This is a genomic window from Shewanella sp. N2AIL, assembly GCF_022690845.1.
In the GTDB taxonomy this organism is placed as follows: Bacteria; Pseudomonadota; Gammaproteobacteria; order Enterobacterales; family Shewanellaceae; genus Shewanella; species Shewanella baltica.
Map to the genome: position 1 here is coordinate 12,861 of NZ_JALBYT010000037.1, position 23,303 is coordinate 36,163.

Annotated in this window: 16 protein-coding genes and 1 pseudogene; 4 read left to right on the plus strand and 13 right to left on the minus strand. The window is 47.9% G+C overall.

From position 1 onward, the window contains the following. The first annotated feature begins 64 nt into the window (after positions 1 to 64). Both MO387_RS17880 and MO387_RS17885 read left to right on the plus strand, forming a co-directional pair. Positions 65 to 1,558 (plus strand): Na+/H+ antiporter NhaC family protein, encoded by a 1,494-nt coding sequence (locus tag MO387_RS17880; protein WP_107946290.1) that lies wholly within the window; start codon positions 65 to 67, stop codon positions 1,556 to 1,558. Between the two features lie 80 nt (positions 1,559 to 1,638). Beyond that, the gene (locus MO387_RS17885; RefSeq protein WP_063884647.1) at positions 1,639 to 1,992 is read left to right on the plus strand and encodes a RidA family protein; all 354 of its coding nucleotides are present in this window, start codon (positions 1,639 to 1,641) and stop codon (positions 1,990 to 1,992) included. 138 nt (positions 1,993 to 2,130) lie between these two features. On the opposite strand, the gene MO387_RS17890 is transcribed toward MO387_RS17885, so the two are convergent. Together MO387_RS17890 and MO387_RS17895 are read right to left on the minus strand one after the other, a co-directional pair. Next, positions 2,131 to 2,472, minus strand: a complete 342-nt coding sequence (locus MO387_RS17890; RefSeq protein WP_107946291.1) for a hypothetical protein — start codon at positions 2,470 to 2,472, stop codon at positions 2,131 to 2,133. A 12-nt stretch (positions 2,473 to 2,484) separates the two neighbouring features. Beyond that, positions 2,485 to 2,757: a Rho-binding antiterminator gene (locus MO387_RS17895; protein ID WP_107946292.1), complete on the minus strand. Its 273-nt coding sequence runs from the start codon at positions 2,755 to 2,757 to the stop codon at positions 2,485 to 2,487. A gap of 553 nt (positions 2,758 to 3,310) precedes the next feature. On the opposite strand from MO387_RS17895, the gene MO387_RS17900 reads away from it, so the two are divergent. Continuing rightward, positions 3,311 to 4,402: a branched-chain amino acid aminotransferase gene (locus tag MO387_RS17900; protein ID WP_106649153.1), complete on the plus strand. Its 1,092-nt coding sequence runs from the start codon at positions 3,311 to 3,313 to the stop codon at positions 4,400 to 4,402. A gap of 90 nt (positions 4,403 to 4,492) precedes the next feature. On the opposite strand, the gene MO387_RS17905 is transcribed toward MO387_RS17900, so the two are convergent. The 6 genes from MO387_RS17905 to MO387_RS17930 form a co-directional block, all read right to left on the minus strand. Then, positions 4,493 to 9,019 (minus strand): EAL domain-containing protein, encoded by a 4,527-nt coding sequence (locus tag MO387_RS17905; RefSeq protein ID WP_199908777.1) that lies wholly within the window; start codon positions 9,017 to 9,019, stop codon positions 4,493 to 4,495. A gap of 370 nt (positions 9,020 to 9,389) precedes the next feature. Further along, complete coding sequence (gene prpF / locus MO387_RS17910; RefSeq protein WP_107946294.1) at positions 9,390 to 10,592, minus strand: 2-methylaconitate cis-trans isomerase PrpF; 1,203 nt, start codon at positions 10,590 to 10,592, stop codon at positions 9,390 to 9,392. A 93-nt stretch (positions 10,593 to 10,685) separates the two neighbouring features. Further along, positions 10,686 to 13,289, minus strand: a complete 2,604-nt coding sequence (gene acnD / locus MO387_RS17915; RefSeq protein WP_107946295.1) for a Fe/S-dependent 2-methylisocitrate dehydratase AcnD — start codon at positions 13,287 to 13,289, stop codon at positions 10,686 to 10,688. Between the two features lie 80 nt (positions 13,290 to 13,369). Further along, positions 13,370 to 14,497, minus strand: a complete 1,128-nt coding sequence (gene prpC, locus MO387_RS17920) for a 2-methylcitrate synthase (RefSeq protein ID WP_107946296.1) — start codon at positions 14,495 to 14,497, stop codon at positions 13,370 to 13,372. Positions 14,498 to 14,593: 96 nt separating this feature from the next. Further along, positions 14,594 to 15,472, minus strand: coding sequence for a methylisocitrate lyase (prpB, locus tag MO387_RS17925; protein ID WP_107946297.1), 879 nt, complete (start codon positions 15,470 to 15,472; stop codon positions 14,594 to 14,596). Between the two features lie 51 nt (positions 15,473 to 15,523). After that, a complete protein-coding gene (locus MO387_RS17930; RefSeq protein ID WP_107946298.1) occupies positions 15,524 to 16,291 on the minus strand; it encodes a GntR family transcriptional regulator in 768 nt (255 codons plus the stop codon). 323 nt (positions 16,292 to 16,614) lie between these two features. Here MO387_RS17930 and MO387_RS17935 point away from each other — a divergent pair. Next, positions 16,615 to 16,954: pseudogene (locus MO387_RS17935) on the plus strand (DUF523 domain-containing protein). A gap of 7 nt (positions 16,955 to 16,961) precedes the next feature. On the opposite strand, the gene MO387_RS17940 reads toward MO387_RS17935, so the two are convergent. The 5 genes from MO387_RS17940 to MO387_RS17960 all read right to left on the minus strand — a co-directional run bounded on the left by MO387_RS17940 (position 16,962) and on the right by MO387_RS17960 (position 22,568). Continuing rightward, entirely contained in the window at positions 16,962 to 17,906 is a 945-nt protein-coding gene (locus MO387_RS17940; RefSeq protein WP_107946299.1) for an acyltransferase, read from the minus strand. A 7-nt stretch (positions 17,907 to 17,913) separates the two neighbouring features. Further along, positions 17,914 to 18,816 (minus strand): acyltransferase, encoded by a 903-nt coding sequence (locus tag MO387_RS17945; RefSeq protein WP_107946300.1) that lies wholly within the window; start codon positions 18,814 to 18,816, stop codon positions 17,914 to 17,916. 109 nt (positions 18,817 to 18,925) lie between these two features. Next, positions 18,926 to 20,452, minus strand: coding sequence for a YifB family Mg chelatase-like AAA ATPase (locus tag MO387_RS17950; protein WP_107946301.1), 1,527 nt, complete (start codon positions 20,450 to 20,452; stop codon positions 18,926 to 18,928). A 564-nt stretch (positions 20,453 to 21,016) separates the two neighbouring features. Then, positions 21,017 to 21,862, minus strand: a complete 846-nt coding sequence (locus MO387_RS17955; RefSeq protein WP_234420987.1) for a DUF3037 domain-containing protein — start codon at positions 21,860 to 21,862, stop codon at positions 21,017 to 21,019. Beyond that, a complete protein-coding gene (locus MO387_RS17960) occupies positions 21,846 to 22,568 on the minus strand; it encodes a HipA family kinase (protein WP_107946303.1) in 723 nt (240 codons plus the stop codon). Before MO387_RS17960 ends, MO387_RS17955 begins: the two co-directional genes overlap by 17 nt. Between the last annotated feature and the right edge of the window lie 735 nt (positions 22,569 to 23,303).

Consider the following 23,303-nt stretch of genomic DNA (forward strand, 5'->3'; position numbering starts at 1 on the left):
AGTTTTTTTGCATTTGTTATTAACTCGTTAGTATTCTTGGTTTTATTTTTTATCGGAATGGTCCATGTCGCCTAGTCTGCTCGCCATACTCCCGTTACTGTTGACCTTAACCTTAGCCCTGTTTTTACGCCGCACGCTGGTGGCGTTAGGCGTTGGTATCTTCTCTGGCGCCCTATTGATCGCCCAATTTGACCCGCTGCAAACTGGGCGGTATTTGCTTGATATCGGTGTTAAACAATTTTATGCCCAAGGCGCGTGGCAAGCGTGGCACCTCAACGTGCTATTGGCCATGTTGCTGCTAGGTAGCATGACGCAATTGTTAGCACGTGGCGGCGCCGTGGGTCAGTTTGGCGATTGGCTATATAGCCGTATCCGCACTGAGCGTCAGGCGCGTCTGGGAGTGGTGTTCCTCGGTTGGTTAGTGTTCATTGATGGGATTTTCAGTTGCCTGGCCGTCGGTCATGTTTGTCAGCCACTGAGCCAGCGTTATGGCATTCGCCATGAGCAGCTCGCTTATTTGGTTGATTCCAATGCTTCGCCTTTATGCGCGCTATTGCCTTTCTCCAGTTGGGGCCCCTATGTGATGGCGCTTATCGCGGGGATCAGCTTTTTGCCCATGTCGCCGCTGGAAGCCTTCATCGATGTGGCCTTATTTAACTTTTACGCCATAGTGACCTTAGGTTTGTCCGTGCTTGTCGCTTGGTATGGCGTGGGTTTTCGCTCTTTTGTCGCCGCTACCGTGGTGGAATCTTCTAGTACAGTCGAGGCCAAGGGCAATCCTTGGCTACTCGCTATTCCTATGCTGACTCTGTTATTGGCTTCGGTGGGATTAACTTTGTGGTCTGGTGCCCAGCAGGTCTCTTCTTGGGATGTGTCGCTCTGGCTGGCTAAGGCCGATATTGGCGCCTCTATGCGCGATGCTTGTTTGTTGGCGACCTTGGTCACTCTGATTATGTTGGGCTTGTCTGGGCGACGCTTAACGGCTTTAGTGGGGGATTTGAGCCACGGTGTGCGCATGATCGCCTTCGCCATTGCGATCTTGCTCTGCACTTGGATGATTGGCGCTGTTATCCAAGATCTTGGCGTGGCGAAATTGTTGGCCGCTTGGGCTAAATCTTATCTTTCTCCACACTTGCTGGTGGCGGGAATGTTTTTACTCTGCGCGATAATGGCTTTTGCGACGGGTTCAAGCTGGGGCACATTTGCGATTATGATCCCGATTGGCGCTGAGATTGCCCATAATTTAGATCCTCATCTGTTATTGCCAGTATTGAGCGCTGTGATGGCGGGGTCAGTTTTTGGCGATCACTGCTCGCCCATTTCAGATACCAGCGTGCTCAGTGCGACCAGTTCAGGTTGCGCTCCCCATGACCACGTGGTGACTCAGTTGCCCTTTGCGTTAATCGCGGCGTGTTCGGCCTTGGTTGGATTCCAATTAGTGAATTTAGAAGTGGCGACGCCGTTAGTGTGGTTGGCCGTGGTGAGCTGTGGTCTCGGTTTATTTGCCTTGATGGCGCGCTTCTATTCGCCTTGGCCTAAGTTAGCGGCGCAGACATAACGCCTGTTTATCGTTAAAATGGCCTATTCAGTTTGAGTTAAACCAATTATTTAAATGTACTGATTTAAGAGATGATCAATATGAGCATTACCCGTTTAGACGTTGGCACCCGCATGAGCAGCATAGTCATTCACCAAGGTACTGTGTATCTGTGTGGTCAAGTGGCCAAGGATAAGTATCAAGATATCACTGAACAAACCGTCACTATGCTTGAAGAAGTCGATACCTTGTTGGCGCAGGCGGGGAGTTCGCGTGAGCATGTATTGTCAGCGACTATCTATCTGAAAGACATGGGTGATTACGATGCGATGAATGCCGTATGGGATGCTTGGGTGCCTAAAGGCCATGCGCCAGCCCGCGCTTGCGTGCAAGCTGCTATTGCTGAGCCGGAATATTTGGTTGAAGTGTCTGTAATAGCGGCGGTCGCTGTTTAAGCGCGGAGCTATTTTTCGTCCAGTATAGAATCCTGTCACCGAGTGTCATGACTCGGTGAAGCTTTTCCGCAATACACCTCGCTATCTAAACCTGCATTATTCAGCACGTTCACTCCCTTCTAGCGAAACCCTTCAGCTTTAACCTAATAAGTATTCCATTAAATGTGCAGGCACAAGCGGGGGATGATCCACATATTGGATTGAGAGTGCCGCGGCGATCGTATCCATATTCTGTTGTGCTAAGCCCTGTTCGATAATGGCAAACGCCCAAGGAGCCTCGGTTTTAAGTTTAAGGAAATAAGGCGTGGCGACAAATTGTGCGAGTGAGTAAGCCGCGCCACCTAAACCATGACCCCAACCCTCGCTGACCTGAAAGGGTCTATCAAGATGCGCCGTATCAAACTCAATCAGCTGGGGATATTGGCCATTATGCCCACCGGTCCAGTGACCGATTTCAACTGCTAACATTATCTTTGCCATGTGTTGTCCTTGCTAACCTTGTTTAGTGGCAATCTGCATCCTGCCAAATTCAGCATTCACATCGACAGGCGTGATGGCGACGATATGGTCGAGCCTAAGGGATTGTTTATTTTGTTGTAGCTGGATAATCAGCCACTCGGTTTTGTCGGCCCTTGTCTGCGTGGTGATGGCTTGGCCTTGGCACTGCGTGCCATCAATCAACTCAATCTTGAGCTGATAACCGCGCAGGCAGGCAAGTTCGAGGTAATCGTAGTGCTCGCAGGGGATCATCTTATAGTCAGACATAGGTTTATCTCATCGGGAGTTCGACCCCATTGTGGCAAAAATACTTGCCATTGGCATTATGTGTGACCCAATGCGGATTGTTTTATCTTGTATCTAAGGCAGTGTGAAAGGCTGAGCCAAGCATGTTAGCGAGTTTTTTATTGCTTAGACCTTTATACCCAAGCTACCTGAAGATACGAGTTTCAGAGCGCATAGGGTGCTTCAATTCAAGGCGCATCAATGACAGAATGTCGGTCACCTTTTGAATTGATGCAACACGGAAGTGGAGTTCCCTAGGCGCTCCGTCCCGGCGGGTTTTAATGCACTTTATGCTGTGTTGGTTATTTTTAACTTAGCCCACTAGGTCCGCAAATAACCGCAATCGCCATGGATGGCGTGAATGCCATTTATGCAGGAGCAATAAAGGGCCTTGCCTAAAGTGCGTTACCATTCCGTTAACATCAGCCGCTGAATCCTGCATCTTCAGATTGTTTGGGTATAGATATGCGCGCCCCTCTTGACTTTATTCCTGTCGCTCCCTAGTCTGCTTGTTCAGTAATCAAGGTGGTATGCGATGGAAATAACTTACAATTTAAAACCTGCGTCCGAGCGCCGTACTGAGCAATTCAAGCCCGAGGGGAATGTGGGCTTTGGTAGCCTCAGAACCGATCATATGTTTTTGATGGATTATCATGACGGACAATGGTGCGATCCGCGCATCGTTCCTTATGGTCCATTTGAAATGGCACCGGGTGCAATGGCGTTGCATTATGGCCAGTCGATCTTCGAAGGCGCGAAAGCCTTTATGCACGAAGATGGCGAGATTTATACTTTCCGTATTAATAAGAATGCCGAGCGGATGAATCGCTCCGCCGATATCGTCTGTATTCCTAATATCGATGAACAAGTGCAGATGGATGCGATCAATGCGTTGATCGATGTCGATCGCCTGTGGTTCCCGATGCAAGAAGGTGCGTGTCTGTATATTCGCCCCTTTATTTTTGCGACCGAAGACCGTCTCTCTGTTAGCCCAAGCACGCGTTATACCTTCTGTGTGGTATTAAGCCCAAGTGGTGCTTATTACGCAGCGGGTGTCAACAAAGGCATACGCTTACTGATCAGCAAAACTTTCCATCGCGCGGTATCGGGCGGCACTGGCGCCTCAAAAGCGGCGGGTAACTATGCGGCTTCGTTGCGTGCGGGTAAAGCCGCGGCAGCCTTTGGTGCATCGCAAGTGTTATATCTCGACTCGACCAATCAACAGATTGAAGAAGCGGGCGCGATGAACCATTTCCACATCTTAAAAGATGGCACTGTGATTATTCCTACCTTCACAGATACCATTCTTAAGTCGATCACCTCGCAATCCATCATGGAATTGGGTGAGATGCTCGGATGTGAAGTGCGCCAAGAGACTGTCATGCTTGATCAATTTATCGCCGATATCGAATCGGGTGAAATTATCGAGGCGGGTGGTTTTGGTACGGCAGCCGTGGTTTCAGCCGTGGGCTCCTACATTTTTGAAGATGGCCACATAGTCACAGTTGGTAATGGTGAAGTGGGCGAGCATATTCAGCGCATCTACAAACTGTATACCGAAATCCAAAAGGGCCACATTCAAGGTCCTGAAGGCTGGGTTAAGCGTGTTGAACGTTTAGCAAAGTAAGGAATTTGTGGTGATGTTTAAAGGCTCCTAGGAGCCTTTTTTATTGGCTGAATTTTGCGATGACATTGGTAGACTTCGCCTCAAATCAAATCAAAGTGGCTGTGGTTTAGAGTGATTCTTGAGTAAAGTTAAAAAGTCCGCGGCACTTAAGGGTTTACTGAGTAAGAAACCTTGTACTTGATCGCAACCTTGCATCGCCAAGAAGTTGAGTTGTTCTTGGGTCTCTACGCCTTCGGCGACGACATTCAGTTCTAAGCTGTGAGCGAGGGCAATAATGGCGCTGGTGATGGCGGCATCGTCGGGATCGTTGGTGATGTCTCTGACAAATTCTCTATCGATTTTGAGTGTGTCTATCGGGAAGCGTTTGAGATAGCTTAGGCTCGAATAACCCGTACCAAAATCATCCACGGCTATGGTCAATCCTAGGGCCTTGAGTTTAGATAGGATGCTGACCGATTCCTGCGGATTGCCCATGATCATTGATTCAGTAAGCTCAAGCTCAAGGGATTGAGCCGGGAGACCTGATACGGCTAAAGCAACTTCGATGGTGGAGATAATGTCCGCTTTCAGTTGGCGAGCCGATAGGTTGACGGCGACAGTGATACCATTGAATCCTAGGCTATTCCATTCGGCTAATTGCTGGCAGGCGTGGTTGATCACCCAGTGGCCAATTTGGGTGATGATGCCAGTTTCTTCCGCCAGCGGAATAAACTCGACGGGGGAGATGGGGCCAAGTTCAGTGTGATGCCAACGTAAAAGCGCTTCTATCCCAGTCAGCGAGCCATCTTTTAAACAGAACTTAGGCTGATAAACTAAGCTCAACTCGTTGCGCTGAATCGCCTGTTTTAACCCACTTTCGAGTTGCACATGGCGTGTGGCAATTTCATTTAACTTAGAGGTGTAAAACTGGAAGTTATTCCTGCCTGACGATTTTGCGTGGTACATGGCAGTATCGGCAAATTTAATCAGCGAGTCGGCGTTGTCGGCATCGTTTGGATAGAGACTGATACCGATGGAGGTCGAAATGGTCAGCGTTTTATCGTCCAATAAGAAGGGCGTTTGGAATGCTCTGAGCACTTTTTCTGAGATCAAAGTAGCGGCTTTGGTTTTGGCCACTCCTTCTAAAATAATGGTAAATTCGTCACCGCCTAAGCGTGCAACCGTATCGCCATCGCGCACTGCATTTTGTAGTCTTCTGGCAACGGCTTTGAGCAGTAAATCGCCGACATGGTGACCCATGGAGTCGTTGATATGTTTAAAGCGGTCGAGATCTAAAAACAGTAAGGCGACGATATTATTCGCTCTGTGCGCTTGGGTTATCGCGTGATTAAGCCTGTCTTGGAACAAGGTTCGGTTGGGTAGGCCAGTTAACGTGTCGAAACTGGCGAGGAAACGCAGATCTTCTTCGGCTTTTTTTCGCTCTGTAATGTCGGTAAATACCGCAACGAAGTGGCTGGTTTCACCTTTAATGTCGATAACTTGGTTGATCTCTAGCCAGACTAGAATTGCCTGCCGTTGTTTATTGCGGATCCACAGTTCCCCAACCCAATGTTTATGACGCAGCAGCTGCTGTTCAATGGTATTGAACAATTCACGCTGTTGGCGGCCAAAGGCTAAGTGAGTAAAATGTCTGTCGCTGATTTGGCGTTCTGTGTAGCCTGTTATCGTGCAAAATGCAGGGTTTACTGAGCGAATGCGATAGTCTAGGCCCGCTACGACAACGGCTTCATTCATGCTGTTGAGCACTTGTGAGGACAAGACCAACTCGTTCTCAATCAGCTTACGAGAGGTGATGTTACGGTTAGTCCCTGTCATGCGGATCGGGTTATCTAAACTATCTTTTTCAACCACTTTGCCACGATCTAAAATCCATACCCAATTACCCGGTGAGCGTTCGACACGGTACTCGGCTTCGAAGAAAGGTGAGCGGCCTTGAAGATGCTCGTTTAGCTCAAGTTTGAATCTCTCTCTGTCTTCTGAGTGCATGCTCTCATGGGCAATATTGCTGCTATTCCAATGGGGAATCGAAGCATCCATATTGGTACGATAGACTCGATTTTCGGGTATGTTCCAGTCCCACATGCCATCGCCAGATGCCCACAGTGCCAGCTTTAGTCGCTCCTCAGAGGCGCGGATACTGGTTTCAAATTCACTTTGTATGTGACGTTTCTTTTTACGCCAGCGAATAATCCAAACCAGTAAGCCTAATGTGAGTAAGAAATAAAGGGCGTAGGCGAAATGAGTGCGATAGAAGGGCGCTTGTACATGAAGATCGACAGAAAGGGCGTAGTCACCTTGAGTGTTATATTGCAGCCCATGGCGAACATGCAGTTGGTAGTGACCAGGGTTAATATTGGTAAAGGTAATTTCATTACCTGTGGGGAGCTCATGCCACTCGTTATCAAATCCCTCAAGAAAATAGCTGAAGCGGTTTTTACCCGTGTAGCTGAAATCCAATGAGGTCACCTCAAAACTGATCAGCTGATCGCTATAGTCCATTACTATGCTAGGTGGATGGCTCAAATCGAGAATAGTGTGGTCTTTTCCTGCAATGCTATAGCCTGTGAGCGCGACTTTAACATCGGGTCGTTGATCCGGAATCAACTTGGGATTAAAACGATTGATACCATTAATGCCACCAAACCAGAGATCGCCATCGCTGTCTTGCAGTTTTACACCACCGTTAAACTCCAGCGCCTGTAATCCCTCTTGCTCGTTGAAAATGATGACACGATTGGTTTTAGGATTTAGTTTGCCTATGCCCGCATTACTGCTAAACCAAATATTATGTTGTTGGTCTTCTAATAAGGCGTAGATAGTATCGCTTGGTAATCCCTGATCGCGGGTGTAATGGGTAAAGCCTGCATTGGCATCTTGAGAAGGTAATATACTGATGCCACCATGGGTGGCGAACCACACCTCGCCCGCCTGAGTCACTAAAATATCGCGGACACGGTTATTGATTAAGCTTTTCTTATTAGCAGCTTGATGGAAGTAAGATTTCCCTATACCCGTCTGCATGTCCAGTTTCAACAAACCATCGAGTGTACCAATCCATAGCGTATCTTTATGTGCTCTTAGGATTAAAAGTTGGTTTTGTGCTGGAGAGAAATGGTCAATATTCGCCAATGAGATAAAAGTGAACTCATCGTTATCTATAGCCTTGCGATAGAGGGCGTGAGTCGTTGCTACCCAGAGATGGCCTTGATCATCAATTTCTAGATTACGAATATAATTGGCTTCAGAGCCTTGGTCCGTACTTGCAGTGACCTTGAGTAATTGGAATTCTCCCTCTGGCGATAGCCGACCAAGTCCATAGTTAGTCGCAAACCAGAGCACGCCTGCTTTGTCTTGATCAATATCTCGCAGGGTGAGATTTAAATTGCGTTGATGCATCCCTAAGGCGTTCGCAAATCGCTCCGTAAAGTGCTCATATTGCCCGTTCGTTAACATGCGCTTAAGCCCTGCGCCTTCAGTACCTATCCAGAGGGCATCATCTTTACTGCGGAACAAGGTGCGAATATTGTTACTCTGTTGCGACAGATCTGGAGTGTATTCGAAAATATGCTGAAAATACTGGCGGCGGGTATTTATTTTATCTAAGCCCGAATAACTGGCGCCTAACCATAAATTACCAAAGGGATCTTGTAGCAAACTCAGTATGTTGTTTTCACTGATACTGTTGGTGCGCTTAGGATCATACCTGTGGTAAGTCGCATTAAATGCTTTGTTGTTTCTCTCCAGTTGAATAAGACCCGCTTCAGGCCCGACGACCCAAAAATCACCCTGTTCAGTTTGGATAAAATCCTTGATATAAGGCACGTTATCGTCGGTCTGCCAAAGGATTTCGCCCTGTTGCGAGGCTAAGTTGTAGTGCCATAGTTGTCCACCGAGCGCTAAGCTGATCGAGTAGGCCGAGTTCGCTTTAATTTGATAGGCCGTGACATTTTGCGGCACGTTCAAGCGGGTGATGGTATTTGCACTGACAGCAAAGGTGCCGCTATCTTGGGTTCCAGCTAACAGATAAGTGTTTTCAACATTGGCTAGGCTTGTGATATGGGGTTCGACACTATTACCTAAACTTACTTGGGTAATACGTTTAGTTTTGATCGATAGGGAAAATAGTCCTGCTTTAGTACCAATCCAGAGTGTATTACCCACTATGCTGAGTTTGGTGGTGCGGGGCTCGGTTAAGCCTTGTTCTCGGCCAAAGTGTTCAAAGGTTCCAGTGCTCAAATCGAGTCGATTGACTCCTTGGCTGAACGTGGAAACCCAGATGTAGCCTTCTGAATCTTGAATAATGTCAGAGACATAGCTATCAGAAATACTCCTCTGATCATTGGGTGAGTGGGGGAAAATATTGAAGCTGTGGCCGTTATAAGCATGCAAACCATCTTGAGTGCCAATCCATAACATACCTGCATTATCCATAAACAGGCTAGTAATCGTATTTTGGGTAAGGCCATCTTCACTGCGAATATGTTCAAATTTGAGCTGTGTAGAAGCCGCGCTCAATGGTTGAGCTAATCCATTGCACGAGATCCCCCACAAACTTAGGATAAAAAGCGTACTTAGCATTAGCTTGTGGATTAGTTGACTCAAATTTTCCCCTACCAAAAACGGACCCATCCTGATTAGGTTTCTATTTAGTTTAGTTCTTAGCCTAGACCTTACATGCCATTTTGTTGTAAAAATTTAGCTTAAATAACTGACTTGGTTTAAAAACAACCAAAATCGATGGGCGCGATTCTATCACCGATCATGCGATAGCTTAAATATACTGTTTCAGTGTCTTTGTGCTGATTATGCCGAGTTTGTTTTCTGGCGTTTTTGCTAAAGGAGCTTAGCATTGTTTCTGGTATGTCAACATATCATGCTAAGACAAATACGGGTGAAGAAGATTAACATGATGGGCGAGAATAGAAAAAGACCTTGCCGGAAGGGGGAAAAGCAAGGTCTTTGGTTGAACGGTTTTACTTAGATAAAGTTACGCAGCGGGCACTCGCACAAAACCTTCCATCAGTACGCGGGCGCTGCGGCTCATAATGGCTTTAACAACTGTCCATTCGCCGTTGACCATTGACGCCTCAGCCCCAACACGCAGCGTGCCTGAGGGATGACCAAAACGCACCGCATCTATTTTGTCCTTAGTGTCGCCGCCAGCGGCTAAGTTAACTAAGGTGCCGGGGATCGCTGCTGCTGTGCCAATTGCCACTGCTGCTGTGCCCATCATGGCGTGGTGCAGTTTGCCCATCGACAGTGCGCGCACGAGCAAGTCGATATCATCGGTATTGACGGTTTTACCGCTCGATGACACATAGGCTTTGGGTTTAGCAACAAAGGCAACCTTAGGCGTGTGTTGGCGTGCAACAGCTTCATCAATATGCGAAATCAACCCCATACGCACGGCGCCATAGGCGCGAATGGTTTCAAATTTGGCAAGGGCGGCATTGTCGCTATTAATATCATCCTGTAGCTCAGTGCCTGTGTAGCCTAAGTCTTCTGCGTTGATAAAAATGGTGGGAATGCCCGCGTTGATCATAGTAGCGTTAAAGCTGCCAATCCCCGGCACGTCTAGCACATCGACGACATTGCCCGTAGGGAACATGCTGCCACCGTCTCCATCCTCGTCAGCAGCCGGATTCATAAACTCGATTTGTACTTCGGCGGCGGGAAAGGTTACACCATCGAGCTCAAAATCACCGGTTTCTTGCACTTCACCGTTGGTGATAGGCACATGGGCGATAATGGTTTTGCTTATGTTGGCTTGCCAAATTCGCACTGTGCAGATGCCATTTTGTGGAATACGGGCAGAGTCAATTAAGCCATTGCTGATCGCGAAAGCACCGACGGCGGCGGTTAAGTTGCCACAGTTACCGCTCCAATCGACAAAGGGTTTGTCGATAGCCACTTGGCCAAAGAGGTAATCCACATCGTGATCGGCCTGAGTGCTTTTGGATAAAATCACGGTTTTACTGGTGCTCGAGGTGGCGCCGCCCATGCCATCGATTTGCTTGCCGTAAGCGTCTGGGCTGCCAATCACCCGCAGCAGCAGGGCATTACGGGCGGGGCCGGCCACTTGTGCCGCTGCGGGCAAATCCAGCAAGCGGAAAAACACGCCCTTACTGGTGCCGCCACGCATATAGGTTGCGGCGACTTTGATTTGGGGCGGGAAAAGATGATTACTCATGCTATTAACTCCAAAGGGAATAGCGATACAGGTTAGTGTCGATATCAAAGGTGGCGATTCACGTGTGGAGTCGCCACCTGTTTAAAGCGAGTTTTACTTCAGATTCGACTCTAAAAAGTCCTGAGCAAAACGCTGCAATACGCCGCCCGCCTCGTAGATTGACACTTCTTCGGCGGTATCGAGACGACAGGTGACGGGCACTTCGATGAGCTCACCGTTTTTACGGCTGATAACGACAGTCAAATCCGCTCGTGGCGCTGGCGTGCCTAGGACATCGAACACTTCTGTGCCATCTATTCCATAAGTTGCACGATTGTCACCGGCTTTAAATTCCAGCGGCAACACGCCCATACCGACTAAGTTAGTGCGATGAATGCGCTCGAAACCTTCGGCAACAATGGCCTCAACGCCCGCTAAACGCACGCCTTTGGCAGCCCAGTCGCGGGACGAACCTTGGCCGTAATCAGCGCCCGCTATGATGATCAGCGGCTGCTTACGTTCCATATAGGTTTCAATCGCTTCCCACATACGGGTCACTTGACCTTCTGGCTCGATACGCGTCAGTGAGCCTTGTTGCACTTTGCCATCAACCAGCGCCATTTCGTTTTTAAGCTTAGGATTGGCAAAGGTTGCGCGCTGGGCGGTTAAGTGATCCCCCCTGTGGGTGGCGTAGGAATTAAAGTCTTCCTCCGGCAAGCCCATTTTGTGCAGGTATTCGCCTGCGGCGCTGTCCATCATAATGGCGTTCGACGGCGATAAATGGTCTGTGGTGATGTTGTCACCCAGCACCGCCAGTGGTCGCATACCCTTGAGTGCGCGCTCTCCGGCCAATGCGCCTTCCCAGTAAGGTGGGCGACGAATATATGTAGATTGCGGACGCCAATCGTACAGCGGGCTTATTTGCTCACCGTAATCGACGGCTAAATCGAACATAGGCTCGTACACTTTGCGGAACTGTTCAGGTTTAACGCTTTTGGCAATCACGGCATCGATTTCTTCATCCGATGGCCAAATGTCGATAAGTTTGACTGGGTTACCGTCTTTATCTAATCCCAGCACATCCTTTTCGATATCGAAACGTATGGTGCCAGCAATCGCATAGGCCACCACCAATGGCGGCGATGCTAAGAAGGCTTGTTTAGCATAGGGATGAATACGGCCATCGAAGTTTCGGTTACCGGATAATACGGCAGTGGCGTACAAGTCGCGGTCGATGACTTCTTTTTGAATAACAGGATCCAGTGCGCCGCTCATGCCGTTACAGGTAGTACAGGCAAAGCCGACGATCCCAAAGCCAAGTTGCTCAAGCTCAGGTAATAAATTGGCCTCTTCTAAATAGAGTTGTACCGCTTTGGAGCCGGGGGCCAGTGAGGTTTTGACCCAAGGTTTACGGCTTAAGCCTTTGGCGTTGGCGTTGCGGGCAATCAGGCCGGCGGCAATTACGTTACGTGGATTACTGGTGTTAGTGCAGCTAGTGATGGCGGCGATGATCACTGCGCCATCTGGCATTAGGCCCGGCTCGTTTTCGACTACGCCGCTAATGCCGCGTGCGGCCAATTCTGATGTTGGCACCCGTGCATGTGGATTAGACGGTCCAGCAATGGTGCGCACCACTGACGAGAGGTCAAAGTGTAATACGCGTGGATATTCGGCCTGTTTTAAGTCATCGCTCCACAAACCTGCAGTTTTAGCATAGGTTTCAACCAGTTTGACTTGCTCGGCTTCGCGGCCGGTTAAAGTCAAATAATCCAGCGTTTGTTGATCGATATAGAACATGGCGGCGGTGGCGCCAAATTCAGGCGTCATGTTCGAAATGGTGGCGCGATCGCCCAGTGTCAGCGCCGCGGCGCCTTCGCCGAAGAACTCTAAGTAAGAAGACACAACTTTTTGTGCGCGTAAAAATTCGGTCAGCGCCAGTACGATATCGGTCGCTGTGATGCCAGCTTGCGGCCTGCCCGTGAGCTCGACACCGATAATGTCTGGTAGGCGCATGTAAGAGGCGCGGCCCAGCATGACACTTTCTGCTTCTAGTCCGCCGACACCAATGGCGATAACGCCCAGTGCATCAACGTGTGGGGTGTGGCTGTCGGTGCCGACTAAGGTATCGGGGAAGGCAACACCGTCGCGTGCATGCACTACAGGTGACATACGTTCTAAGTTAATTTGGTGCATGATGCCATTACCCTGAGGGATAACATCGATGTTTTTAAAGGCTTTTTGTGTCCAATTAATAAAGTGGAACCTGTCTTCATTGCGTCTGTCTTCGATAGCGCGGTTTTTCGCAAAAGCGTCTTTATCAAAACCGCCAAATTCCACCGCAAGTGAATGATCGACAATTAATTGAGTTGGCACCACTGGGTTCACTTTGGCGGGATCGCCCCCTTTAGCCGCAATCGCATCACGCAGACCCGCAAGGTCAACGAGGGCGGTTTGCCCCAAAATATCGTGGCACACCACGCGGGCAGGAAACCAAGGAAAATCCAGTTCTTGCTTAGATTCGATAATCTGTTTTAGCGAGTCGGTTAAAACGGCCGGATCGCAGCGACGGACTAAGTTTTCCGCCAGCACGCGCGAGGTATAAGGCAGCTTGGCGTAGCTGCCTGGCGCAATGGCTTCCACGGCTTCGCGGGTATCGAAGTAATCGAGTTTGGTGCCTGGTAAGGGCTTGCGATATTGGGTGTTCATAACAGTGCTCATAACATCATCCATTTCGGAAAATGAAGTTGGCGCGAGCATCACGTTGAGTGAAATCTCGCGCCAAGTGGGGTCAGTTTTGCTTAACGGTTGGCAATCGGTACCACTTTGCGCGGGGCAACACCCACATAATCGGCACTCGGGCGGATGATGCGGTTGTTAGAGCGTTGCTCCATCACGTGCGCCGCCCAGCCTGTTACCCGTGAACACACGAAGATAGGCGTAAACAATTTAGTCGGAATATCCATGTAGTGGTACGCGCTGGCGTGGAAAAAATCTGCATTACAGAAGAGCTTTTTCTGTTCCCACATCAGGGCTTCGCAGGCAACCGATACTCGATATAGGCGGTCGTCACCGTTGGCTGCCGCCAGTTTTTCTGACCATTCTTTGATGATGGCATTACGTGGATCGCTGTCGCGGTAAATCGCATGGCCGAAGCCCATGATTTTATCTTTACGCTCGAGTTTACCCATTAAGATGTCGCGCGCATCGGCTTCATCTTTCATGTCTTGAATGAGTTCCATCGCCGCTTCGTTTGCGCCGCCATGCAGCGGGCCGCGCAGTGAACCAATGGCACCAGTGACGCATGAATGCATGTCTGACAGGGTGGAAGCACAGACGCGAGCGGTAAAGGTTGATGCGTTAAACTCATGTTCTGCATAAAGAATCAAGGATACGTCCATCACTTTTGCATGCAGCTCAGACGGCGCTTTACCGTGTAATAAATGCAGAAAGTGCGCGCCAATTTGGTCGTCATCGGTTTCAGTGTCGATACGTACACCGTCGTGACTAAAGCGATACCAGTAACAGATGATTGATGGAAAGGCGGCTAATAGGCGATCGGTGATTTCACTCTGTTCGCTAAAGTTGTGCTCGGCTTCTAAATTGCCCAGCATAGAGCAACCAGTACGCATCACATCCATAGGATGAGTGTCAGCAGGAATGCGCTCTAACACTTCTTTTAAGGCTTGTGGCAGACCGCGAAGACCTTTGAGTTTGGCTTTGTAAGCATCTAATTGTGCTTGAGTGGGCAACTCGCCGTAAAGAATGAGATAGGCGACTTCTTCGAAGGTGGCGTTTTCACCGAGATCTTTCACATCATAACCGCGGTACGTGAGGCCCGAGCCTGACACGCCCACTGTGCTTAATGCGGTTTCGCCTGCGCTTTGGCCACGTAGTCCTGCGCCGCTTAACTTTTTACCTTCTGACATAATGTAATCCTTCCGTTAACGCTATTTGATTATTGCCAGCGCCGAGCACTGGTGTTTATTGGTTAAGGCTGCTGATGTAGGGCGGCAGCTTGTCGGTTATTTATCTTGGCTAAACAGTTGATCTAACTTGTCTTCAAAGGCGTGGTAGCCTAAGTACTTATACAAGTCTTTACGGGTCTGCATAGTGTCGAGCACGTTACGTTGATGGCCATCATTCATCAGCGCTTGCATCACGTTCAGTGCCGCTTGGTTGGCTGCACGGAAAGTACCGAGTGGATAAAGCACCATGTCGGCGCCCGCCTCGGCGAGTTCTTCTTTATTGAACAATTGGGTTTGGCCAAATTCAGTCATGTTGGCCAAAATCGGTGCTTTGACTTGCGCTTTAAAGTGGCGATATTGGTCTAGCTCAGTTAAGGCTTCGGCGAAGATCATGTCAGCGCCGGCGGCAATATACGCTTTTGCACGTTCGATACCCGCTTCTAAGCCTTCAACGGCAACTGCATCGGTTCGCGCCATGATCACAAAGTTAGGATCGGTACGGGCATCGACGGCCGCTTTAATGCGATCCACCATTTCTTCAATGCTCACGACCGCTTTGTTAGGTCTGTGGCCGCAACGCTTTTGCGACACTTGGTCTTCCATGTGCACTGCGGCGACGCCGATTTTTTCGAATTCTTTGATGGTACGAGCAATGTTGAATGCGCCGCCCCAGCCAGTATCGATATCTACCAATAAAGGCACTTGTGTGGCTGAGGTGATACGACCGGCATCGATCAGCACGTCGTTCATTGAGGTCATACCTAAGTCAGGCAAACCGTAGGAAGCATTGGCAACGCCAGCGCCCGAAAGATACAAGGCTTGGAAGCCAGTTTGCTCTGCCATCAAGGCAAAATAGGCATTGGTGGTGCCAACGATTTGTAACGGTTTAGCCTTAGCAAGAGCTTGGCGAAAACGTAATCCTGCGCTTTGGGTCATGGTCTTATCCTTTTCCATTTATGGGAAGTGGGCATAGTGAGCCGTATAAACTTAGCTAATGTTGGCTAAGGTTTCTTTTGCGGCTGCATTGGCTTGCAATTCAATTAAGCGTAATTCGGTATTTTTACGCCCCTGTTCGATATGGCGGCGCATCAGCAAACTGGCGAGTTCACCATCGCGCTGGGCAATGGCTTCGACTATGCGTCTGTGCTCGGCAATCGCTTTCACGGGACGATTTTTATTAGTGCACTGGTAGCGATACATACGTAGCAGGTGGTACAGGCCGCCGACTAAGGTTTCCTGCAGATGCTTGTTACCGCTGGCTTGAATAATTTGGTAGTGAAAATCGACATCGCCTTCCTCTTGGAAGTAAGTATCTCCCTTGGCGAGCGCCGCTTCTTGTACCGCCAGCAGGTTTTGCAGTTTTTCGAGTTGCTCAGGCGTGATGCGGCTGGCGGCCAGTTCGCAGGCCATGCCTTCGAGTACGCTACGCAGTTGATATAAGTCGTTAAGTTCGCTCACTGTCAGTTGTGCGACGCGGGCGCCAACATGGGGGGCGCGCACCACTAAGCGCTGTCTTTCTAAGGTTTGCAGGGCTTCGCGGGTTGGGCCGCGGCTGATGCCGTATTTTTCGGCCAGCGCTTGCTCGTTAATTTTACTGCCCGCAGGCAGTTCGCCTTTGATGATGCTGGTTTGGATCTGCACCAAAATTTGATCGGCGAGTGTGGTCGACGTTTTATCTGCCGAGGTCGATTTGACCTTATGCAGGTGGGGAACTTGAGTGTCATCAGAAACGAACGTCGTGTCTTGCTTCAACATAGAGCGCATCACTATTAATAGGATTGTCGACAATGGGTAAAAAATAGCCCTCCCTTGGTGGATTGTCAACAATGTGTTTACTTAGACGTAAGTCTACATTGTAGATTGATATTATTTAAATTATTGATTTAAATTGTTTTATTTTTAGGTTGTCGATTTTAATATTTTTAATTACGCATTTTTAAATATTAAATTGTCAACAATGATGTGGTTTTCATTTTCCGACTTCGTTGCGGATGTTGATGGTTTGGGGAAAATCGTCCAAATACATTTGGCATGTTTATCCTTCGCGTTATGCTATGGGCGGAATGAGACATTTGGGGATGACAGAGGAAAAAGTGTTAGTGAGCAGTTGTTTACTCGGGCAAGCGGATTGGACTGCGCATCTTAACTGCCCAAGGTGAGGATGTGACCCACGCTTTTAGTCTAGGAGCCGATCTCGCGCTTAAGCTGGCGCAGCAACACGGGATTAAAGTGGCGATTTTAAAAGCTCGCAGTCCATCCTGTGGTAATAGGCAGATTTACGATGGTCAATTTGTAAAACAGTTAATTGCGGGACAAGGATTAACGGCTGAAAAACTCAGCGCCGCAGGAATAACCGTATTCAATGAATTGGAGTTATCCGCTGCAGCGACATGCGTTGCTGAACTAGAGCAAAGCTAGAGACGAGCTAGCTTGCTTGAGTGTGATTAGTGCTGGTGGCGCTATCCGCGACATTTTGATTTGTTTGCAGTAACGCATGAATTTGTTGATCTTTTTCCGCCCACACTTGGTTTAACCAGCGCTGGAATTCGACGCGATACTCAGACTCAGAGAAATAACGCGTTGGATCGACTTGAGGTACGGGCAGGGCATTGATCCGCACAATAATCTTGCTGACCTTGCCGTTCATCACCCCAAACAGAATATCGTCAGGCGCATCTGGGTAGACAATTGTCATATCCAGCAGGTTAGTAAATTGCTCACCCATGGCCGATAGGGTAAAAGCGATTCCACCTGCTTTAGGACGTAACAAATGTTGATAAGGTGAGTTTTGGCGTTGATGTTTATCACGGGTAAACCGGCTGCCTTCAACATAGTTAATGATCGAGGTGGGCATATTTTTAAATTTTTCGCAGGCGCGGCGTGTGGTCGCTAAATCTTTGCCCTTAAGCTTCGGATTCTTCTTGAGTTTTGCCGGGCTGGTTCTATTCATAAAAGGCATATCCAGCGCCCAACAACCCAGTCCCATAATCGGCACATAGGCGAGTTCTCTTTTGAGGAAGAACTTCAGCATAGGAATATGGTTGCGTAACACATAGGTTTGCGCGGCAATGTCGAATCCACTGAGGTGGTTGCTGATCAGCAAGTACCAGCTGTTTTTATCGAGTCCTTCTAGGCCTTCGACGTCCCACTCAATTTTAGCGATCAAATATAGAATGCCACCGTTGCAGCAGGCCCACGCCCACATAAAACGATTCATGACGGTGGACACCGCATTACGTGTACCTTGCGTAGGCATTACGATTTTCACTAATCCGCCAAGACTGATAAGCGAACTCCACACTAAGGTATTAATAATCAGTAGACTCAAACTGATTATAAACAACACTGGCCCGGGCAAGAAATTCAACATAATGGGGTTACCTTTGTTCTTTATTCACTTGACTAGCGAGTTGGCTTAACACTTGATCTTTAGTTAACCAGAGTTGATTCAACTGTTCTTGGAAGCTAATTTTAAAATCGCGGTCATTCATATAATCGCCGCGCATCGCAGGATCAATATCAGAGACCTTGATGTGTACTTTAACGCTTGGCAACTTGCCTGTCAGGTAGTCCCAATAGCTTGGCACTGTGTCTGGGTAGTAAATGGAGACATCGACGAGCTTGTGGATCTGTTCACCCATGGCTGATAGCGCGAAGGCCATGCCGCCCGCTTTGGGTTTTAACAAATGTTGGAACTGTGAGTTCTGCTTTTGATGTTTAGCTTTGCTGAAGCGCGTGCCTTCGACAAAGTTCATCACACTTACTGGTTTAGCCTTGAACTTAGCACAGGCTTTACGCGTAATTTCAATGTCTTTGCCCTTTAGCTTAGGATTTTTACGCAACTCTGCCGTGCTGTAACGGCGCATAAAAGGAAAATCGAGCGCCCACCAAGCTAAGCCTAAAATCGGCACAAAAATCAGTTCTTGCTTGAGGAAAAACTTCAAGAAAGGGATTTTTCGGTTAAAAACCCGCTGCAGGATCAGGATATCCACCCAAGACTGGTGGTTGGCAATCACCATGTACCACTCCTTAGTGGAAAAGTTGGTGTCACCACTCAGTTCAATCTTAACGGGATGTAAGCAGCGTTCAATTACGCCATTAACACTGATCCAAGCGCTGGCACAAAAGTCGAGTACATGGCTCGTCGCAGTCCTTAATGGACTGATAGGTATCAGTTTTATAAAACTGACCAACAGGATTGGGATAGTCCAAAAGACGGTATTTATAACGTAGCCTAAAAATGCGATACAGCCTTTTATCTGTGAAAACAGCGTTCCCATCCGAGCCCCCTGACAAAAATTGGAGGCCTATGTTACTCGGTGTCGGCGTTTGGCTCAATCTTAGGCACTGCTGGTCGGTGCATTTGTTAACATTTGTTCCCGCGAAAACTCAATATTGCTGAGATAAGCGGGCGAGTAATCTATCCATAGCGCGATAACCCAGTGCTTGGGCAATATGGCGGCGTTCTGTGTTAGGCGCTTGTTCCAGATCGGCAATAGTACGCGCCACCCTTTGTATACGGTGGAAGCTGCGAACCGAGAGGCCAAGTTTTACCACGCTTTGTTCCAAAAACACTAAATCAGCATCACTGATCCCGCTAAAGCGTTTCAATTGTTTCCCTGTGAGTTCGCTATTGAGCACGCCTGAACGGGCGAGTTGCAGCTCACGCGCCCTTTTGACCCGCTTGGCGATATCTTGGCTGGTTTCTGTTTGCGGCGCAGCTTGAGTCAAGGTACCCGCGGGCAGTTTGGGCACTTCAATGGTTAAATCGAAGCGGTCGAGAAATGGGCCAGAAAGCCTTGAGAGATAACGTTGAATCTGTTCGGGGCTCGATCTGTGTTGGCTATCGATATCGCCGCTCGGGCTGGGATTCATCGCCGCGATTAGTTGGAAGCGACTCAAAAATGTCAGCTTTGCGGCGGCGCGGGAAATCACTACTTCGCCGGTCTCCATCGGCTCGCGCAGGCAATCTAAGACTTTACGCGGAAATTCAGCCACTTCATCTAAAAACAGCACGCCACGGTGGGCGAGGGAAATTTCACCGGGTTTTGGAATACTGCCGCCACCCACGAGGGATATCGACGAACTCGTGTGGTGCGGCGAGCGAAAGGGTCGCTGCAAAAAATGCTGCGGTTTAATGTCGAGTCCAGCAACGGAATGAATCGCCGCCACTTCTAATGCTTCCTCATAATTAAGCGCGGGCAATAGCGCCATCATACGGCTGGCAAGCATGGTCTTGCCTGTACCTGGCGGGCCAAGCATCAGGAGGTTATGGTTTCCCGCCGCGGCAATTTCGAGTGCTTGCTTGGCCTGATATTGGCCAATCACATCGCTCAGGCAGGTATGGGACTCAGGCGTCTCTTGGCTGATCCATTCTAATTGCGGCGCTAACGTTGGCAGCTGATTTTGCCCCTGTAAATAAGCGGCTAAGCTCTGAAGGTGCGAGCCAAACAACACATTGGGATAGCCGACTAACTCGGCATCGTGGCGATTATCCAGCGGCAATATCAAGGTATGGTCTTGGCGCTTTGCGGCGATAATCGCCGGTAATAATCCTTGGCAATAACGTATGTGTCCAGACAATGCCAGTTCACCGACAAACTCGAGATTTTTTAGGCTATTAAGGGGGATTTGTTCTGATGCAGCCAATATGCCTACGGCTATGGGTAAGTCGTAGCGGCCACCTTGTTTAGGTAAATCTGCTGGCGCGAGGTTAACGGTTATCCGCCGCATTGGAAACTCGAATCCCGCATTGATCAGCGCGCTGCGTACTCGCTCACGGGCTTCTTTTACCGACGCTTCGGGTAATCCCACCAGATTAAATGCCGGTAAGCCATTGCTGAGATGCACTTCAACTGTGACTTGGGGCGCTTCGACCCCACAACTGGCTCGGGTATTGACGCAGGCAATCGCCATAAACAAATCCTTTTGTTGTTCATTTCGCACAGAATTTGAGTGTAGCAGTAAATGGGATTATGGCTTCGCCATCGATGGGGATTACCGTTTGGTTGCACCAAACGGTGGGCTTTTGAGGTTAAGTTTTAAGTTCGGGTGTTCGTTTTGATTAAAGTTAAAGTTGTGGGGCTTCGCCCCCCTAATTTTTTAATCAAGAGTCGACCAAGAAGGACTGCTCGTCCTACATTCCTTGGATTCTCCATGACGCCCCCAACGAAGTTGAAAGCCCCTTGTGCTCATTGCCAAATGTGCTATTGATTCTGAAGTCCTCACTTTACATCCATGTAAATCACTCCAGTTCGGCAATCCTTAACTCTCGCTCATAAACGCGAAAATCACTGACTTTCATTCGCCCCTACACCTGCGGAAGCTAGCCATCTATCCATGGCTGGACTCACGCAATTTATCTATTCGTCCTGCGTCAACTCCGAGGGGATGGTGAACTCAGCAGTTATGGATTTGAGCAGAAAAGAGTGACTGTCATAAATTTGAATAAGAAAAAGCCAGCGATTACGCTGGCTTTTTCTAACTGTGTATGAGTTCGAAAGGCTCATCTTGATGAAGGTCAGAAGCAAACTTAAAAATTCTTTCCCTGTTCTCAAATGGGGTTACATTCACCCCAAGAGCGCACATTTCATTTGATACTTCTTTAAAGGCTCGAATAATATTATTGTCTTTAGCAGTGGGACTCTCAAATGCAAACATCATGTGTTGAGGCTTAACTTCTTCTGCTTGAATCAGCCTTTTCACTCTACTTATCCACTGCTCACCGTGTTCAATGAGGCCTAAAGGTTTAGATTGATCGAAAGCGATCGGCTTAATAATTTTTATTAAACCGCCAACCATGGCAACTAATGGCATGTTGACTGGAACATAATCAGCAATCAGTGTTCTCTGCTTAAACCTGACATTATCAACGTGTGCCTTAAGTTCATTTCGTAACGCTTTGACCATTTGATTCTCTCGATATTCTTTAGTCGCAAAGCTTCTTCCAATATACCGATTAAAAAGCAATTCTAATTCAACGGCTGGGTTGTCGCATAGCATAGAGCTTGTCTCGCCGAACGTCATCACACCCTCACGGTAGCGAGTGACTTCTTGTATGAAATCAACTAATTTCTTTCCATACATTCCTTTGCCTAAGTCACGAACTCTATCTAATTCGTTCTCGAAATTTTTAACTGCGCAACTATATAGGCCACCGTCAACGTCATCAAAAAAATCTGTAACCCTTGCAAATCGAGTTGGCGCCAACTTGAAATCAACGAACCCTAATTTGGGTGCAAACATCAGTATGCCGACGTTCGCAAACTCTTGTGTTTCAGAGTAAGGCGTAAAGCGGATAATTGCGTATTTACATAAATTGCTCACGATGTATGCCCTCCCAAAAGTCTGCATATTTATATTTTTCTAATACTACTGTGATTTGTTGTTCAATTCTATGAAGATCAAACAATTCAAGCCACTCTTCTGGCAAGCTATTGATTGCGATTCCAAGTGTAGCTATTGAGTTACTGAACTTACCCTCATAAAACTGCTTGTCAAAAAAATTTTGACCTTTATCCCAACAAGAAGTGCCTATATGACCCTGTTTGAACCTATCCAAATTGAAGTCTAGGTCAAAAGATAAATTATGATCGAGAACATAAATCACTTCTGTTTTTGGGTGAATAAACAGATTAGGATTCCCGCCTAAAGGAGATAAACTTCTATCCTCATTTTTGATCCAATAATCAAAAACAAAGAGATCTCGCAAAAGTTGTTCGCTCATTTTGATTTGTTGAGAGAAGGTTACTTCCTGAATGTTCTCTATATATTCTGAGGCAAAACAAATGCCTGAGCCAAGATCTTCATAGCCATACTCTACCAGCAATTGATCCACATAAATGAGTTGGAAGTCAGGAATTGGTAAGCCGAAACCTCGACACAAATGGGCGCATATCCACTCTTTAACGAGACCAGATTTTGTCGCCTTTGCTCCTTTGACGACGTATTTTTGTCCATTATTCGCTTCACATAGAAACGGTCCTGTAACGCCCTGCTTCATTTGCCGAATGATGCTGATGAGTTCAATCATTAGGTTTTCCAGAAATAACAATAATCGCAAATATGCGCTTCTTTGTTCAGTATTGCGGCTTTATGAGTCTTAAATCAATGATTAATGGATCTATGGACAGACTCCTTAAGTGAAGTTGAAGTGAAGTCAGGCGATGAGTTCGGTGCTTAGTGTTATTTGGTCGAGTAATAATAAGGAAGCCTAGGCAAGTATATTGACCAATAATACTAAACTAGAGAATGTCCCAGAACTAGGAAAGTCACACCGAAGCTAGCTAATTAACATTGGTATGTAAGTGACCGTTGACGGCATGGATGCCGTCGTCGAGCCCTCAGGGACGAGTTAATGGCGAGTCACTGGAATAACAATGTGAATTTGCTCATTGAGCAAAGGATTTCAATTCAGTTTGTGACGTCTTGAGGGGCTCATTCAATGAGATTGGGTGAGTAGTCTCATTTGGTCGACTCTATAACTGAAAATCATGGTTTCCCCCCACGACCTTGATTCACCTCGGCCGTTAGGCCGGATTAACGGCTAGAGTGAACTCGTATACCTTGTGACTCTTAATGACGAACCAACAACTTACCCTTTTAGAACGTTTAAATCCCAGTCATTTTCTCAGTGGTTAAGTCGTCAGACTGGCCTATAAGACAGTCTGCAATGACTCATAAACATTCTGCTACTGAGCCACTCGACCCCCCCTATACCGACAGGGTGTCGGAATAAATAGTCAGCATATAAAGTATACTTTGTATC

Excerpts from the sequence above, each read along its gene's own strand:
- MO387_RS17945 (WP_107946300.1), bottom strand. The coding sequence starts at position 18,816 with ATGGGAACGCTGTTTTCACAGATAAAAGGCTGTATCGCATTTTTAGGC.
- prpB (WP_107946297.1), bottom strand. The coding sequence starts at position 15,472 with ATGACCCAAAGCGCAGGATTACGTTTTCGCCAAGCTCTTGCTAAGGCT.
- MO387_RS17885 (WP_063884647.1), top strand. The coding sequence starts at position 1,639 with ATGAGCATTACCCGTTTAGACGTTGGCACCCGCATGAGCAGCATAGTC.
- MO387_RS17900 (WP_106649153.1), top strand. The coding sequence starts at position 3,311 with ATGGAAATAACTTACAATTTAAAACCTGCGTCCGAGCGCCGTACTGAG.
- prpF (WP_107946294.1), bottom strand. The coding sequence starts at position 10,592 with ATGAGTAATCATCTTTTCCCGCCCCAAATCAAAGTCGCCGCAACCTAT.
- MO387_RS17960 (WP_107946303.1), bottom strand. The coding sequence starts at position 22,568 with ATGATTGAACTCATCAGCATCATTCGGCAAATGAAGCAGGGCGTTACA.
- MO387_RS17940 (WP_107946299.1), bottom strand. The coding sequence starts at position 17,906 with ATGTTGAATTTCTTGCCCGGGCCAGTGTTGTTTATAATCAGTTTGAGT.
- prpC (WP_107946296.1), bottom strand. The coding sequence starts at position 14,497 with ATGTCAGAAGGTAAAAAGTTAAGCGGCGCAGGACTACGTGGCCAAAGC.
- acnD (WP_107946295.1), bottom strand. The coding sequence starts at position 13,289 with ATGAGCACTGTTATGAACACCCAATATCGCAAGCCCTTACCAGGCACC.
- MO387_RS17880 (WP_107946290.1), top strand. The coding sequence starts at position 65 with ATGTCGCCTAGTCTGCTCGCCATACTCCCGTTACTGTTGACCTTAACC.
- MO387_RS17890 (WP_107946291.1), bottom strand. The coding sequence starts at position 2,472 with ATGGCAAAGATAATGTTAGCAGTTGAAATCGGTCACTGGACCGGTGGG.
- MO387_RS17895 (WP_107946292.1), bottom strand. The coding sequence starts at position 2,757 with ATGTCTGACTATAAGATGATCCCCTGCGAGCACTACGATTACCTCGAA.
- MO387_RS17950 (WP_107946301.1), bottom strand. The coding sequence starts at position 20,452 with ATGGCGATTGCCTGCGTCAATACCCGAGCCAGTTGTGGGGTCGAAGCG.
- MO387_RS17930 (WP_107946298.1), bottom strand. The coding sequence starts at position 16,291 with ATGTTGAAGCAAGACACGACGTTCGTTTCTGATGACACTCAAGTTCCC.